The organism is Pseudomonas sp. Irchel s3h14 (assembly GCF_900187425.1).
Lineage (GTDB): Bacteria > Pseudomonadota > Gammaproteobacteria > Pseudomonadales > Pseudomonadaceae > Aquipseudomonas.
On sequence record NZ_FYDJ01000031.1, the window covers coordinates 33,802 to 49,167 of the forward strand.

The following is a 15,366-nucleotide window of genomic DNA, read 5'->3' on the forward strand; positions in this document are numbered from 1 at the left end:
TCGCGAGCAAGCCCGCTCCCACATTGGATCTATGCCGCACATCAGATCATTGTGGGAGCGGGCTTGCTCCGGGCGGCGATCCGACGAAGGCGGTTAATCAGCCAATACAAATCTTCCGGATTTAACGCACAGCTTCAAACAACCCGGTCGCACCCATCCCGCCACCCACACACATGGTGACGATGCCGTAACGCACGTTGCGGCGCTGCAATTCACGCACGAGATGCCCGACCTGACGCGAGCCGGTCATGCCGAACGGATGGCCGATGGAAATCGAGCCGCCATTGACGTTGTACTTGTCGTTATCGATCTCCAACCGAATACGGCTGTACAAACATTGCGAGGCGAACGCTTCGTTGAGTTCCCACAGATCAATGTCGGAAATCCGCAACCCCTTGGCCTTGAGCAATTTCGGCACCGAAAACACCGGGCCGATGCCCATTTCATCCGGCTCGCAACCGGCCACGGTGAAACCACGGAAGAACGCCTTGGGCTTCAACCCCAGTTCCAGTGCTTTTTCCAGGCTCATCACCAGCGTCATCGACGCGCCATCGGACAGCTGCGAAGAATTGCCCGCCGTCACCGAACCGTCTTCGGCAAACACCGGTTTCAATCCCGCCAGGCTTTCCAGAGTGGTGCCCGGGCGATTGCAGTCATCGTGATCGACGATGCCGTCAAGGATCTGCACCTGACCGGTGGCCTTGTCTTCAACCCGATACTTCACCGCCATCGGAACGATTTCATCGTCAAACAATCTATCGGCCTGAGCCTGAGCGGTACGTTGCTGACTTTGCAGCGCGTACAGATCCTGTTCTTCACGACTGACGTCGTAACGACGAGCGACGATTTCGGCCGTCTGGCCCATCGGAAAATAGATGCCGGGCACCTGCTCTTTAAGCAGCGGATTGATCAGGTTGTCGGTGTTGATGCTTTTCATGGTCAGGCTGATGGACTCGACGCCACCGGCGACGATGATGTCGCTGCAACCCGAGGCGATCTGGTTGGCGGCGATGGCAATCGCTTGCAAGCCCGACGAGCAAAAACGGTTGAGGGTCATGCCGGCAGTGCCGGTGCCCAGGCGCGACAGCACCGCGATGTTGCGACCGATGTTGAAGCCCTGGCCACCTTCGTTGGAACCGGCACCGACGATGCAATCCTCGACGCTGGCCGGATCGATGCCCGAGCGCGCCAGCAGCGCATTGACGCAATGAGCCGCCATGTCGTCCGGACGGGTCAGGTTGAACTTGCCGCGAAAGGATTTGGCCAGGCCGGTCCGCACGCTGTCGACGATCACCACTTCACGCATGGCATACCTCATTGTTGTTGTCGGTTGAGAGTGGACCGAGCATAAGTCCACTGCATTACCAACCGCGACAATCATTCACCCCGCGTATGCGTAACCATCGCTCACTTCTTGTGCTGTTTCGCTTTTCTGTTGTGTTTATCGGACTTTTCGAACGCCTCTTCCAGCGCCAGATTGATGGTGCGCAGGACTTTGACCCGCGCCCAGCGCTTGTCATTGGCCTCCACCAGCGTCCAGGGCGAGATCTCGGTGCTGGTGCGATCGACCATGTCACCGACTGCCGCGCGATAGGCGTCCCATTTATCACGATTGCGCCAGTCATCTTCGGTGATCTTGAAACGCTTGAAAGGGATTTCTTCCCGCGCCTGGAAGCGCTCCAGTTGTGTCTGCTTATCGATGGCCAGCCAGAACTTGACCACGATCAGCCCGGCCTCGGCGATCAGCTCTTCAAAATCATTGATTTCACTGTAGGCCCGCAACCAGTCCGCCGGCGGGCAGAAGCCTTCGACGCGCTCCACCAGCACCCGCCCGTACCACGAACGATCGAACACCGTGAACTTGCCCTTGGCCGGGATATGCCGCCAGAACCGCCACAGATAAGGCTGCGCCCGCTCCTCTTCGGTGGGCGCGGCAATCGGCACGATGCTGTACTGACGCGGATCGAGGGCCGCCGCGACCCGGCGGATCGCCCCGCCCTTGCCTGCCGCATCATTGCCTTCGAACACCGCCACCAAGGCGTGCCGACGCATGCGTTTGTCGCGCATCAGGCCGGAGAATCGCGCCTGTTCGGTAATCAACTGTTCTTCGTAATCGTCCTTGTCCAGCCGCTGAGTCAAATCCAGGCTGTCGAGCAGGTTCAGCTGATCGACATGGATGGGCAACGGCGCGGCATTGACCTTGGAAGGATGGACCTTGTGTCGCTTCAAGGCACTTTGCAGGCCTTCGAGCAGGATCTTGCCCACCGCCAGGCTGCGGTAATGAGGGTCCACCCCTTCGATCACATGCCAAGGCGCGTAGTCGCGACTGGTACGGCGCAACACGTGTTCGCCGTGCTTCACGAATTTGTCGTAGGTTTTCGATTGTTGCCAGTCCAGCGGACTGATGCGCCAACTGTGCAGCGGGTCATCCGCCAGGGCCTTGAGCCGCGCCTTCATTTGCTTCTTGGAGAGGTGGAACCAGAACTTGAAGATCAGCGCGCCTTCATCGCAGAGCATTTTTTCAAAGCGCTCAGACTGGTTGATCACCTGATCCAGCACCGGATCCTTGAACAACCCATGAACCCGGCCTTGCAGCATCTGGCTGTACCAGTTGCCGAAGAAAATCCCCATGCGGCCCTTGGCCGGAAGCATCCGCCAGTAGCGCCAGGCCGGTGGCCGCGCCAGCTCTTCGTCGGTCTGCTGATCGAACGTGCGGACCTCGATCAGGCGTGGGTCCATCCATTCGTTAAGCAACTTGACCGTCTCGCCCTTGCCGGCGCCTTCGATGCCATTGATCAGAATGATCACCGGAAAGCGGCGCTGCTGGTGAAGTTCGAACTGCGCTTCGAGCAAGGCTTCACGCAGGGCCGGTTCTTCGGCGTCGTAGGTTTCTTTGTCGATGGCGTGACCGATTTCGGCGGATTCGAACATGGGACGGCTCCTTCCAGGATTGAGCAAGACTAGCGGATTGAGTTGTTTTCCGTGGGAGAAATCCCTTACTTCGCAGCAACGATAGTTTCTTGTAGCAGCTGCCGAAGGCTGCGTTCGATCGCGCAGCGGTCGTAAATCCTGAGTTCACGTTTTACCTGAAAAAATACATTGGCTGATTTTGCGACCGCTGCGCGATCGAACGCAGCCTTCGGCAGCTGCTACAGATTTTCAGCGAATCTGCGAACGCACGCGTTGCCATGGATCAAGCACCGCTCCGGCGATCGGCTAGAATGGCCGCCTTGCCGTTGCCGAGCCTGCCATGAAACCTGTATTGCCCCACGCCCAGCTCGACTGGGACGACCAAGGGCTCCCGCGTTCGCGGGTGTTCGATGATGTGTATTTTTCCGATCTGTCGGGGCTGGACGAAACCCGCTACGTATTCCTCGAACAGAACGCTTTGCGTGAACGCTTTGCCGCGTTGCCGGCCGGCGGTCGACTGGTGATTGGCGAGACCGGTTTCGGCACCGGGCTGAATTTCCTTTGCGCCTGGCAGTTGTTCGAACAGCACGCGGTGATCGGAGCGCGGCTGCATTTTGTCAGTGTCGAAAAGTACCCGCTGAGCCTGCCCGATCTGCAGCGCGCCTTGGCCTTGTGGCCGGAACTCAAACCGTTTGCCGATCAACTGCTGACGCAATACATCGCAATCCACCCAGGCTTCCAGCGCCTGGTGCTGGACAACGGCCGCGTGACCCTGACCCTGCTGATCGGTGATGCGCTGGAGCAATTGCCACAACTGGACGCGCAGATCGATGCCTGGTTTCTCGACGGTTTTGCCCCGGCGAAAAACCCCGACATGTGGACCGCCGAACTGTTCGCCGAACTGGCGCGCCTGGCGGCCCCCGGTTCGACCATCAGCACCTTCACCAGCACCGGTTGGGTGCGCCGTCTGCTGAATGCGGCGGGCTTCAAGATGAAGCGCACGCCCGGCATTGGCCACAAATGGGAAATCCTGCGGGGCGTGTTTCTCGGCTGGCCAGAGGAAGTCCCGGTGCCCGCTGTGGCAAAACCGTGGTTTGCTCGGCCGACGCCACTGAACGGCGAGCGGCGTGCGATGGTGATCGGCGCCGGCCTGGCCGGTTGCGCCAGCGCCGCCAGCCTGGCGGCGCGGGGTTGGCAAGTGAGTCTGCTGGAGCGTCACAATGCGCTGGCGCAGGAAGCCTCGGGCAATCCTCAGGGCGTTTTGTATCTCAAGCTTTCAGCCCATGGCACCGCGTTGTCGCAGTTGATTGTCAGTGGTTTCGGTCACACCCGGCGCTTGCTTGAACATCTGCAACGTGGCGTCGACTGGGACGATTGCGGGGTCTTGCAACTGGCCTTCAACGCCAAGGAAGCCGAGCGTCAGGCGCAATTGGCCGCCGCCTTTTCACCAGACCTGGTGCACTTGCTCGATCAACCGCAAGCACAGACTCAGGCCGGGATCGCCCTGGAACACGGCGGATTGTTTTTCCCGGAAGGCGGCTGGGTTCATCCGCCGGCGCTGTGCCATTGGCAGGCATCTTCGGCGAACATCCAGTGGCTGCCCCATCGCGACGTACTGGAACTGCGCAAGGTTGATGATCAGTGGCAGGCCTGGGACGGTGATGATTTGCTGGCCAGTGCCCCCGTGGTGATCCTCGCCGGCGCCGCCGAGATCAAGCGTTTTCCACACAGCGCCGAGCTGCCCCTCAAACGTATTCGTGGCCAGATCACCCGACTGGCGCAAACCCCTGAAAGCCAGAGCCTGGCCACCGTCGTCTGCGCCGAAGGCTACGTGGCGCCGGCGCGACTGGGCGAACACACCCTCGGCGCCAGCTTCGACTTCAAGAGCGATGACCTGACCCCAACCCTCGCCGAACACCTCGGCAACCTGGCCTTGCTCGAGGAAATCTCCCCTGACCTGGCCACGCGACTGCATGCTCAGGCACTGGACCCGCAGCAGCTTGAAGGACGCGCCGCGTTCCGCTGCACCAGCCCGGACTACCTGCCGATCGTTGGCCCGTTGGCCGAACCAGCAGCCTTCGTCGACGCCTACGCCGTACTGAGCAAGGACGCCCGGCAAGTACCGGACATTCCCTGCCCCTGGCTTGAGGGTTTTTACGTCAACAGCGGCCACGGTTCTCGCGGCTTGATCACCGCGCCACTGTCGGGTGAATTGCTCGCGGCATGGATCGAAAACGAACCGCTGCCCCTGCCCAGAACGGTTGCCGAGGCCTGCCATCCCAACCGTTTCGCCGTGCGCCAGTTGATCCGCGGAAAAGTCTGACGGCGCGCCTTATAACTTATCGGTCTAAAACTCCGGGGATTCAGCCGGGTCAGTTTCTGAGTACCCGCCGTTTTTGGCGCGGTATCGATTGACCCTCCCCAACGGAAAAACCGGTAAGGAATTTATGTGCGGATTAGCTGGCGAGTTACGTTTTGATCATCAACCTGCAGACCTTGCAGCCATTGAACGAATCACCCATCACCTGGCCCCGCGTGGCCCTGACGCATGGGGCTTTCATGCCCAAGGGCCGATTGCCCTGGGCCATCGTCGCCTGAAAATCATGGACCTGTCGGACGGCTCGGCGCAGCCGATGGTCGACAACCAACTGGGCTTGTCCCTGGCCTTCAACGGCGCGATCTACAACTTCCCGGAACTGCGCACCGAGCTTGAAAGCCTTGGTTACGCGTTCTATTCCGGTGGTGACACCGAAGTGCTGCTCAAGGGTTATCACGCCTGGGGCGAAGCATTGCTGCCCAAGCTCAACGGCATGTTCGCCTTCGCCATTTGGGAGCGTGACGCCCAACGCCTGTTCATCGCCCGCGACCGTCTCGGCGTGAAGCCCCTGTACCTGTCGCGCACAGGCCAGCGCCTGCGCTTTGCCTCGGCGTTGCCGGCGCTGCTCAAGGGCGGCGACATCAACCCGATCCTCGATCCGGTGGCACTCAATCATTATCTGAATTTCCACGCAGTGGTCCCGGCGCCGCGCACCTTGCTGGCCGGCATCGAGAAACTGCCACCGGCGACCTGGATGCGCATCGAAGCGGATGGCACCACCGAGCAGAAAACCTGGTGGACCCTGCCCTACGGCCCACACGCCGACGAGATGAATCTGACACTCGAAGACTGGCGCGACCGTGTACTCGATAGCACCCGCGACGCGGTGGCGATCCGTCAACGTGCAGCGGTCGATGTGGGTGTTCTGCTTTCGGGCGGTGTGGATTCAAGCCTGCTGGTCGGTCTTTTGCGTGAAGTCGGTGTTGAAAACCTGTCGACCTTCTCCATCGGTTTCCAGGATGCCGGCGGCGAGCGCGGCGACGAGTTCCAGTATTCGGACCTGATCGCCAAGCACTACGGCACCCAGCATCACCAATTGCGCATCGACGAAAAAGAGATCATCGAGCAACTGCCCGCAGCGTTCCGCGCCATGAGCGAGCCGATGGTCAGCCATGACTGCATCGCCTTCTATCTGTTGTCCCGCGAAGTGGCCAAGCATTGCAAAGTGGTGCAGAGCGGCCAAGGTGCGGACGAGTTGTTCGCCGGTTATCACTGGTACCCACAAGTCGACGGTGCCGATGATCCGTACGCGGCCTATCGCGATGCGTTTTTCGACCGCAGCTACGACGACTACGCCGCCACCGTGCAGCCGAAATGGCTGACAGCAAATGACGCCGCTGGCGACTTCGTGAAGGAACATTTCGCACAGCCCGGCGCCGATGCTGCGGTGGACAAAGCCTTGCGTCTGGACAGCACGATCATGCTGGTGGACGACCCGGTCAAACGCGTCGACAACATGACCATGGCCTGGGGCCTGGAAGCGCGCACACCGTTTCTCGACTATCGCCTGGTGGAATTGTCGGCCCGCGTGCCGGGTAAATTCAAACTACCGGACGGCGGCAAGCAAGTCTTGAAAGAAGCCGCGCGCCTGGTCATTCCGAGTGAAGTGATCGATCGCAAGAAAGGCTACTTCCCGGTGCCGGGCCTGAAGCATTTGCAGGGCGACACGCTGAACTGGGTGCGCGAACTGCTGCTCGATCCGAGTCAGGATCGCGCCCTGTTCAAGCCAGAGATGCTCGATCGCCTGCTGACCGACCCACAAGGTCAATTAACCCCATTGCGCGGCTCCAAGCTGTGGCAATTGGCGGCGCTGAACCTGTGGCTCAGCGAACAAGGAATCTGATCGATGAAACCCCACGCCACGGCCTACAGCCAACGCTTGTTGCGCGGTCAGGCACCCTCATACGAACGCTTGCAGGCGCGTCTGGCCGAAGACGGCAGTGAATTGGGCGCCGCACCGATCGCCGTGCATTGCGGTTGGGGGCGGTTGCTGATCGGTCATACCTTCCCGGATGCGGCGAGCCTGGCCCAAGAGCTGCTCAACGAGCACACCGGTGAGCGCGACATCGCCCTGTACGTGGCTGCGCCTCAGCAAGTGCTGGGGCTGGAGCCAGCCCAGCTATTCCTCGACCCGTCCGACACCTTGCGCCTGTGGTTCAGCGACTACCGCCAGTCCACTCGGGTGTTTCGTGGCTTTCGCATCCGCAGGGCCCAGAGCGATCCGGACTGGCTGGCGATCAATCAGCTGTATCAGTTGCGCGGCATGCTGCCGATCGACGCGAGTCTGCTGACCCCACGCCATGAGGGCGGCCCGGTGTATTGGCTGGCCGAAGATGAGGACAGCGGCGCGATCATTGGCAGTGTCATGGGCCTCAATCACCACAAGGCGTTCAACGATCCAGAAAATGGCAGCAGCCTGTGGTGCCTGGCGGTCGATCCGCAATGTTCGCGACCGGGCGTCGGTGAAGTGCTGGTGCGGCATTTGATCGAGCACTTCATGAGCCGTGGGCTGAGTTACCTGGACCTGTCCGTGCTGCACGACAACCGGCAGGCGAAAAGTCTTTACGCCAAGCTGGGGTTTCGCAACCTGTCGACCTTCGCGATCAAGCGCAAAAACTGCATCAATCAGCCGCTGTTTCTTGGTCCGGGTCCTGAAGCGGAGTTCAATCCTTATGCACGGATCATCGTTGAGGAAGCGCACCGTCGCGGCATCGAAGTGCAAGTCGATGACGCCGATGCCGGCCTGTTCACCTTGATCCATGGCGGACGCCGCGTACGTTGCCGTGAATCCCTCAGCGATCTGACAAGCGCCATCAGCATGACGTTGTGCCAGGACAAAAGCCTGACGCACAAAGTGCTCAAGGCCGCCGGCCTGAACTTGCCGTCGCAGCAACTGGCCGGCAACGCCGATGACAATCTGGCGTTTCTTGATGAGCACGAACGGGTGGTGGTCAAACCGCTGGATGGCGAACAGGGCCAGGGCGTCGCGGTGGATTTACGGACCATCGAAGAGGTCCAGCAAGCCATTGAATCCGCCCGTCAGTTCGACAGTCGCGTGCTGCTGGAGAGTTTCCACGAAGGTCTCGATTTGCGAATTGTGGTGATCGGTTTTGAGGTGGTCGCCGCGGCCATTCGCCGACCGGCTGAAGTGGTCGGTGATGGTCAGCATTCCATCGGTGCGCTGATCGAAGCCCAGAGCCGGCGTCGTCAGGCGGCGACCAGCGGTGAAAGCAAAATCCCGCTGGACCATGAGACCGAGCGCACCTTGCACGCGGCGGGTTATGACTACAGCAGCATTCTGCCGGCCGGTGAGCATCTGTTCGTACGGCGTACGGCGAATCTTCATACCGGCGGGATTCTTGAGGATGTGACGGCGATCCTGCATCCGACCTTGGTGGATGCGGCGGTGCGAGCGGCGCGGGCGCTGGACATTCCGATGGTCGGGCTCGACCTGATGGTGCCCGCTGCCGATCAACCGGAATATGTGTTTATCGAAGCCAATGAGCGCGCCGGCCTGGCCAACCATGAACCGCAACCGACGGCCGAGCGGTTTGTGGATTTGTTGTTTCCGCACAGTCAGCCGGCGGCTTAGCCCCCCCTTCCTGATCGTTCCCACGCTCCGCGTGGGAATGCAGCCAGGGACGCTCTGCGTCCAAAAAGCGGACGCGGAGCGTCCGGTGAGGCATTCCCACGCAGAGCGTGGGAACGATCAACGCTTACCTCATCAGGAGTTTCCATGACCAGCAAAATTCCAGAACCGGATCTGATCTACCTGCAAAAAGTCCTGCTGGAAATGCTCGCCATTCCCAGCCCGACCGGGTTCACCGACACCATCGTGCGTTACGTCGCCGAACGGCTTGAAGAGCTGGGCATTCCCTTTGAGATGACCCGCCGCGGCACCATCCGCGCCACCCTCAAGGGCAAGAAAAACAGCCCCGACCGTGCGGTCTCCGCTCACCTCGACACCATCGGCGCGGCGGTTCGCGCGATCAAGGACAACGGCCGTCTGACCCTGGCGCCTGTCGGTTGCTGGTCCAGCCGTTTTGCCGAGGGCAGCCGGGTCAGCCTGTTTACCGACAATGGCGTAATCCGAGGTAGCGTGCTGCCGCTGATGGCTTCCGGGCATGCGTTCAATACCGCCGTGGATGAAATGCCGATCAGTTGGGATCACATCGAATTGCGCCTGGACGCCTATTGCGCCACGCGTGCCGATTGCGACTCGCTGGGGGTCAGCGTCGGTGATTTTGTCGCCTTCGACCCTTTGCCGGAGTTCACCGAAAGCGGCCACATCAGCGCCCGTCATCTCGACGACAAGGCCGGTGTGGCGGCATTGCTGGCGGCGCTGAAAGCGATCGTCGACAGCGGCGAAGAGCTGATGATTGACTGTCATCCGCTGTTCACCATCACCGAGGAAACCGGCAGTGGCGCGGCGGCGGCGTTACCGTGGGACGTCAGCGAATTCGTCGGCATCGACATTGCCCCGGTCGCGCCGGGTCAGCATTCCAGCGAACACGCGGTGAGCGTGGCAATGCAGGATTCCGGCGGACCTTACGACTATCACCTGTCGCGGCATCTGCTGCGCCTGGCCAGTGACAACGAGTTGCCGGTGCGCCGCGACCTGTTCCGCTACTACTTCAGCGATGCCCATTCGGCGGTCACTGCCGGGCATGACATTCGCACCGCCCTGCTCGCCTTCGGCTGCGACGCCACTCACGGATACGAACGCACCCACATCGACAGCCTCGCTGCGCTCAGTCGATTGCTCGGCGCCTACATTCTGAGCCCGCCGGTGTTTGCCAGCGATGCACAACCAGCCAAAGGGTCACTGGACCGGTTCAGTCATCAGATCGAACATGAGACGCAGATGGAAAGTGATACGCGGGTGCCGTCGGTGGATAGTCTGGTGGGGCAGCGGTCCGACAGCTGAGTGTTACCTTTGATCGTTCCCACGCTCCGCGTGGGAATGCAGCCCGGGACGCTCCGCGTCCCTTTCGAGAGCTGGAACGCGGAGCGTCCCTTGAGGCATTCCCACGCGGAGCGTGGGAACGATCAACGATCACCACACAGGGCCAGCAGGCTAGCCGCAACCCTACATTCGCCGTAGCATCGCGCCATTGTTTAGCCGAGGTGCCTATGCTGATTCCCCACGACCAACTTGAAGTCGACACCCTCACCCGCCTGATCGAGGATTTCGTGACCCGTGACGGTACGGACAACGGCGATGACACGCCACTGGAAACCCGTGTTCTGCGTGTTCGCCAGGCATTGACCAAGGGCCAGGCGCTGATTGTCTTCGACCCGGAAAGCGAGCAATGCCAGCTGATGCTCAAGCACGATGTGCCCAAGCACCTGTTTGACTGAGGTCTTCAGCGTCCTTTGTTTTTCGCCAGTTTGAGCTGGATGCGGTCGTAGACCTCGGCCCGGTGCACATTGACGTTTTGCGGCGCTTCGACACCGAAGCGCACACTGCCTCCGTTGACGGCAAGAATGCGCACGGAAATGTTGTCACCGATGGAAATCAACTCGCCCACAACGCGACTGAGTACAAGCATGGCATTAGTCCTTCAGGGTTATCGAACCCTGAAGATGCCCTGCACTCAGCGGGCCTACAATGCGACAGCAGCAAATCAGTCCCGCCCTACAGCGCCCCCCGAACAGATCCTATGGAAACGTCCGACAAACCCATTGAATGAAGGACCGATCCTTCAGGAAGCGGCGAAACGCGGGCCGAAAAGGATGACGCTGGCCCCGATCACACACAGCGCCACGCCGAGCCAGTCCGAGCCCAGCGGACGAATCCGCTCGACCACCGCCAGCCAGCCGATCGACGCGATGATGTAGATGCCACCGTAAGCGGCATAGGCGCGACCGGCGTAGGTCGCTTCGATGCGGGTCAGCAGCAGCGCGAACAAGGTCAGACTGAGCAGAGCCGGCACGACCCACCAGGCGCTTTTACCCTGGCGCAACCACATCCAGAAGGCAAAACAGCCGGCGATTTCAAACAGCGCGGCGAGGAAAAACCACAAATAATTGAGCATGCAAACGTCCCGTGAGGATGGCCGATGGCGGCCACCCTAACGACGGTGTTGCGTACGGGCAAGTTCAGCCTGCGGTTTGTTTGGCCTTGGCGCGCATTTTGTCGGCCATTGCGGTCATTTCGTCGTAGAGCAATTGCGGGTTCTTCTGCTTGAGCGCCCAGGCCATACGGCCCTGTTCGTGAGGCAGAATCATGAATTCGCCAGCGGTAACGTGCTGATAGATGTAGTCGGCAATGTCGGTCGCGGTGATCGGCGAGCTTTCCAGCAACTTGCCGACCTGGGCTTTCATGGCCGGCGTCGGGCCACGGAACGAGTCCAGCAGGTTGGTCTGGAAGAACGACGGGCACACCACATGCACGCCGATTTCCTGCTGCGCCAGCTCGACCAGCAGGCTTTCGGACAACGCCACCACACCAGCCTTGGCGACGTTGTAGTTGCTCATGGCCGGGCCTTGCATCAGGGCGGCCATCGACGCGATGTTGATGATCTTGCCTTTGCTTTTTTCCAGCAGCGGCAGGAAGGCCTTGCAACCCTTGACCACGCCCATCAGGTTGATCGCGATCTGCCAGTCCCAGTCTTCCAGCGACAGTTCACTGAAGAACCCGCCCGAGGCAACGCCGGCGTTGTTGACGATGACATCGATGCCACCGAGTTTCTCGTCGCAGGCTTGGGCGAAAGCGGTCAGCTGACTGTAATCGCGCACGTCGCAACGCTGGATAAAACCGTCGCCGCCGGCTTCGCGAACCAGTTTCAGGGTTTCCTGCAGACCGGGTTCGCTGACATCCGACAAGGCCAGCTGCCAGCCTTCACGCGCCCAGCGCAGCGCGACTTCGCGACCTAAGCCCGAGCCCGCGCCAGTGATCATCATGCGATTTTGCATAGCAAACAGCCTTGTTGTTCCGGGGAAGATGCATCGAGTGTAGCGAAGGACAATGCCCGACCCACGCTCCATCAGATTGCTGAATGGCCCGAGCAAACCGGGAGAGTGCCTGAACCAACTTGTGCAATAAAAAACGGAATAAGCCTTTCTTCGAAAAACATTAAAAAAACTTGGAATTTTCTTTCATACGCCACAGTCGGATTTTGTAAGCAGCCCGGTTTTATAGCAGCCCGGCTGACCATTAAACGCCAGGTAATTCCAGAACACTTCCAACAAGGAAATAGACATGGGCACAATTCTAATCATTATTCTGATCCTCCTGCTGGTAGGTGGTTTACCGGTCTTCCCGCACTCCAGAAGTTGGGGTTATGGCCCGTCGGGTATCATCGGCGTGGTGTTGGTGGTGCTGTTGATCCTGCTGTTGCTCGGCAAGATATGAAGGTTTAACAGGCAAAAAAAGAGGCCCTTTTCAAGGGCCTCTTTTTTATTGCAGCAAGACTTAGTCCGGCTGGCCATCAACCACACCGGCGGTGTTGTCGATCAGGCTCTTGGTCGCCGTTTGCAGGAACGCTTCGAGCTTGAGCTTCAGCTCAGCGGTACGCGGTGCATCCGGAACGATCTCGGCGTGAGGTGTCGCACCCAGTTCGTACTGGTACATCTTCGGCGCCATTTCCTTTTCCTTCGGCAACACCAGAATCTGATCAGCCGTGATGATGGCGGTGGTCTGCTCGCTACCCGACGGTTTGATCACGCCGAAACCGGTGTCGCCTTCAGGCAGGTTGAGCAAATCGCGGCCCCAGCACTGATGACGCACTTCGCCACCAATACGGCCCATGATGGTCGGCACGATGTCGATCTGAGTGCCCACGGTATGGTCACGCTCGCCGAACTTTTCCTGGATGCCCGGTGCGATCATCAGCATCGGCACGTTGAAGCGGCCCAGGTCCATTTCGGTGATCTGACGCTCGTTGCCAAAACCGTGGTCGCCGACGATCACAAACAGGGTTTCCTTGAAATACGGCTCCTTGCGGGCCTTTTCAAAGAACTGGCCCAGCGCCCAGTCCGCATAGCGCATGGCGGTCAAATGCTCGTTCAGGCTACCGCGATCGGTCACGCGCTCAACCGGCAATGGTGTCGGCAAGGCGTATGGCGTGTGGTTGGACAGGGTTTGCAGCAGCGCATAGAACGGCTTGCCGTTTTCCCGTGCCTTGAGCTCTACCAGACCACGGTCGAACATGTCCTGGTCGGACACGCCCCAGGTCGGATCGGAGAACACCGGGTTCACGAAGTCGTTACGACCAATGAAGTTGGTCATGCCCTGGTTGCTGAAGAAACCCGACTGGTTATCCCAGGCGAAGTCGCCGTTATAGACGTACACGTCGTCATAGTCGCGGGCACTGAGCAATTGCGGCAGGCCGGACAACTTGTGGCTGCCTTCCGGCGTCTGCATCAGGTATTCGAAACCTGGCAGGTTCGGGAAACAGGCCATGGTGGCGAACATACCCTGGTGGGTATGGGTGCCGTTGGAGAAGAAGCGGTCGAACATCAGGCCTTCCTTCGACAGTTTGTCGAGGTACGGCGTGATGTTGCCCGGTGCGCCCAAGGCGCCCACCGAGTGACCGGCCATGCTTTCCATCAGGATCACGACGACGTTCTTGATCGGCAGAGTCTTGTCGGCCGGCGGCGTGTAGTCGCGACGCACGGCTGCGGTTTCGGCATCCACCAGTTTGTCGTCCGCCATCACCAGCATGTCACGCACGACTTTCTGCGCTTCAGGCTGTGGCAGGGTGGCCTTCCAGATGTTGTCGCGATCTTCGGACATCCGGCTCTTGGCCGCGGCGACCAGCGACAAGGTGCCGTTGAGGCCCAACTGGTTGGCGAAGTTCGAGTCGGTGGTGTAGACGTCACCCCAACGCATCGGCGGGCCCTGACGCAGGGTGCCACGAGCGGCGACCACGCAGACCAGCAGGCAGACGACAAACACCGCGATGCGTGAGTACCACGGGGCGACCTTGCGCGTGCCGATGCTGCCGCCGCTGAAGGGACCACGAGGACGGGTGGCGCGATCGGCGCCCTTGAACGCCAGGGTCAGGATCAACGTGCCCACGGCCCAGGCCAGCAGGTAGCGAACCACCGGAAAACCGTACCAGAGCATGCTCATCACGGTTTTCGGGTCTTCCTTTACATATTGGAAGACCAGGCCGTTGAGGCGCTGGTGGAACTCGCGGTAGAAGTCCATCTCCATCAGGCCCAGGAAAAGCGCGATGCTCGAGGCAATGGTCAGCCAGAACCGGAAGAATCCGCGTGCAGCCATCGCTCGGGCGCTGAACAGCGCCAGCAGCAATGGAATGCTGAGGTAGACCACCAGGCGCAGGTCGAAACGCAGACCGTTGGCGAACGCTTCGAGAAAGGTCGAGGCCGGGGTGTCGAGGATCATCTCGCGGTTGTAAACCAGCAGCGCAACGCGCAGCAGGCTGAACATGACCATCATGACCAGGGCACACAGCAGCGTGTAGGCCAGATGCGATTTGACGGTCGGTTGCAGCAGGCGACTAGAAGCTCGCTGCTGACTCAGGGCGTCCGGGTTTGCCATGTCGTTTTAGGACCCATTGGAAGTTGAAGTTTCAAAAATACAGCGGCGCCTTGCCCTCTGTTGGCCAGTACTCGGCCCCGGGGCTTGCGCGGTGCGCAAATGTTGCACGATCAACAGCGGCATTGCCATTGATTACTGTCCGGCATGTTTGGCGCGGGCGAATTGTCTTGGAGGCTTTGTGAAAATTTCGTGCAACGTATATTCGGAAACAAAATAAAGTCCGCCCCTGCTTCTGATGCCGGTTAGTTCGGGGGCGTATTCGTTTCGGCTGTGCTCTTTGATCGGGGGCATATCCGTTTCTGCGGTTACGGCGACTGGCGGTTTCGCTCTTACAGCGAGTCACTTGGAAAAGCCCCAAGTAACCAAGGGCTCCTGCCCCGCCATTCGGTGCCTCGCCCAGGCTCGGCATGCCCTCACTCCGGCATTGCTCCGGGGGCCCGCCGCCATCGGCCATCCATGGCCGGGGGCGGCTACCGCGGCATCCTTGCCGCGGTGCCCCCTGCGCAACGCCTGCGTTCGGCCTCTGGGAAAGGGGCAGTAGATCAAAATCAAAAGCCACAGCCACAGC

At 60.2% G+C, this 15,366-nt stretch carries 12 protein-coding genes; 6 read left to right on the forward strand and 6 right to left on the reverse strand.

The genetic code is table 11. The features are described from left to right. Nucleotides 1-121 precede the first annotated feature (121 nt). On the reverse strand, nucleotides 122-1,306 hold the full coding sequence (locus CKW16_RS29850; RefSeq protein ID WP_095133048.1) for a thiolase family protein: 1,185 nt from the start codon (nucleotides 1,304-1,306) through the stop codon (nucleotides 122-124). Between the two features lie 101 nt (nucleotides 1,307-1,407). Further along, nucleotides 1,408-2,931 (reverse strand): polyphosphate:AMP phosphotransferase, encoded by a 1,524-nt coding sequence (gene pap, locus CKW16_RS29855; RefSeq protein WP_095133049.1) that lies wholly within the window; start codon nucleotides 2,929-2,931, stop codon nucleotides 1,408-1,410. A gap of 319 nt (nucleotides 2,932-3,250) precedes the next feature. Here pap and mnmC point away from each other — a divergent pair, with 319 nt between their 5' ends. From mnmC to CKW16_RS29885, 5 genes are all read left to right on the forward strand, one after another. Then, on the forward strand, nucleotides 3,251-5,233 hold the full coding sequence (mnmC, locus tag CKW16_RS29860) for a bifunctional tRNA (5-methylaminomethyl-2-thiouridine)(34)-methyltransferase MnmD/FAD-dependent 5-carboxymethylaminomethyl-2-thiouridine(34) oxidoreductase MnmC (RefSeq protein ID WP_095133050.1): 1,983 nt from the start codon (nucleotides 3,251-3,253) through the stop codon (nucleotides 5,231-5,233). A gap of 124 nt (nucleotides 5,234-5,357) precedes the next feature. Next, nucleotides 5,358-7,130 (forward strand): N-acetylglutaminylglutamine amidotransferase, encoded by a 1,773-nt coding sequence (locus tag CKW16_RS29865; protein WP_095133052.1) that lies wholly within the window; start codon nucleotides 5,358-5,360, stop codon nucleotides 7,128-7,130. Between the two features lie 3 nt (nucleotides 7,131-7,133). Then, on the forward strand, nucleotides 7,134-8,879 hold the full coding sequence (ngg, locus tag CKW16_RS29870) for an N-acetylglutaminylglutamine synthetase (protein ID WP_095133054.1): 1,746 nt from the start codon (nucleotides 7,134-7,136) through the stop codon (nucleotides 8,877-8,879). A gap of 144 nt (nucleotides 8,880-9,023) precedes the next feature. Then, a complete protein-coding gene (locus CKW16_RS29880; RefSeq protein ID WP_095133055.1) occupies nucleotides 9,024-10,214 on the forward strand; it encodes an osmoprotectant NAGGN system M42 family peptidase in 1,191 nt (396 codons plus the stop codon). 206 nt (nucleotides 10,215-10,420) lie between these two features. After that, the gene (locus tag CKW16_RS29885; protein ID WP_003199186.1) at nucleotides 10,421-10,648 is read left to right on the forward strand and encodes a YheU family protein; all 228 of its coding nucleotides are present in this window, start codon (nucleotides 10,421-10,423) and stop codon (nucleotides 10,646-10,648) included. 5 nt (nucleotides 10,649-10,653) lie between these two features. Here CKW16_RS29885 and csrA read toward each other — a convergent pair whose 3' ends face one another. From csrA to CKW16_RS29900, 3 genes are all read right to left on the reverse strand, one after another. Continuing rightward, the gene (csrA, locus tag CKW16_RS29890; protein ID WP_046049117.1) at nucleotides 10,654-10,839 is read right to left on the reverse strand and encodes a carbon storage regulator CsrA; all 186 of its coding nucleotides are present in this window, start codon (nucleotides 10,837-10,839) and stop codon (nucleotides 10,654-10,656) included. A gap of 153 nt (nucleotides 10,840-10,992) precedes the next feature. Continuing rightward, the gene (locus tag CKW16_RS29895) at nucleotides 10,993-11,325 is read right to left on the reverse strand and encodes a YnfA family protein (protein WP_095133057.1); all 333 of its coding nucleotides are present in this window, start codon (nucleotides 11,323-11,325) and stop codon (nucleotides 10,993-10,995) included. 64 nt (nucleotides 11,326-11,389) lie between these two features. Next, entirely contained in the window at nucleotides 11,390-12,205 is an 816-nt protein-coding gene (locus CKW16_RS29900) for an SDR family oxidoreductase (RefSeq protein ID WP_095133060.1), read from the reverse strand. 280 nt (nucleotides 12,206-12,485) lie between these two features. On the opposite strand from CKW16_RS29900, the gene CKW16_RS29905 reads away from it, so the two are divergent. Next, entirely contained in the window at nucleotides 12,486-12,644 is a 159-nt protein-coding gene (locus tag CKW16_RS29905) for a DUF3309 family protein (RefSeq protein ID WP_174602692.1), read from the forward strand. A 60-nt stretch (nucleotides 12,645-12,704) separates the two neighbouring features. Here the strand turns inward: CKW16_RS29905 and CKW16_RS29910 are convergent, their stop codons facing one another. Next, complete coding sequence (locus tag CKW16_RS29910; RefSeq protein ID WP_095133062.1) at nucleotides 12,705-14,798, reverse strand: LTA synthase family protein; 2,094 nt, start codon at nucleotides 14,796-14,798, stop codon at nucleotides 12,705-12,707. Between the last annotated feature and the right edge of the window lie 568 nt (nucleotides 14,799-15,366).

Excerpts from the sequence above, each read along its gene's own strand:
- CKW16_RS29850 (WP_095133048.1), bottom strand. The coding sequence starts at position 1,306 with ATGCGTGAAGTGGTGATCGTCGACAGCGTGCGGACCGGCCTGGCCAAA.
- pap (WP_095133049.1), bottom strand. The coding sequence starts at position 2,931 with ATGTTCGAATCCGCCGAAATCGGTCACGCCATCGACAAAGAAACCTAC.
- mnmC (WP_095133050.1), top strand. The coding sequence starts at position 3,251 with ATGAAACCTGTATTGCCCCACGCCCAGCTCGACTGGGACGACCAAGGG.
- CKW16_RS29865 (WP_095133052.1), top strand. The coding sequence starts at position 5,358 with ATGTGCGGATTAGCTGGCGAGTTACGTTTTGATCATCAACCTGCAGAC.
- ngg (WP_095133054.1), top strand. The coding sequence starts at position 7,134 with ATGAAACCCCACGCCACGGCCTACAGCCAACGCTTGTTGCGCGGTCAG.
- CKW16_RS29880 (WP_095133055.1), top strand. The coding sequence starts at position 9,024 with ATGACCAGCAAAATTCCAGAACCGGATCTGATCTACCTGCAAAAAGTC.
- CKW16_RS29885 (WP_003199186.1), top strand. The coding sequence starts at position 10,421 with ATGCTGATTCCCCACGACCAACTTGAAGTCGACACCCTCACCCGCCTG.
- csrA (WP_046049117.1), bottom strand. The coding sequence starts at position 10,839 with ATGCTTGTACTCAGTCGCGTTGTGGGCGAGTTGATTTCCATCGGTGAC.
- CKW16_RS29895 (WP_095133057.1), bottom strand. The coding sequence starts at position 11,325 with ATGCTCAATTATTTGTGGTTTTTCCTCGCCGCGCTGTTTGAAATCGCC.
- CKW16_RS29900 (WP_095133060.1), bottom strand. The coding sequence starts at position 12,205 with ATGCAAAATCGCATGATGATCACTGGCGCGGGCTCGGGCTTAGGTCGC.
- CKW16_RS29910 (WP_095133062.1), bottom strand. The coding sequence starts at position 14,798 with ATGGCAAACCCGGACGCCCTGAGTCAGCAGCGAGCTTCTAGTCGCCTG.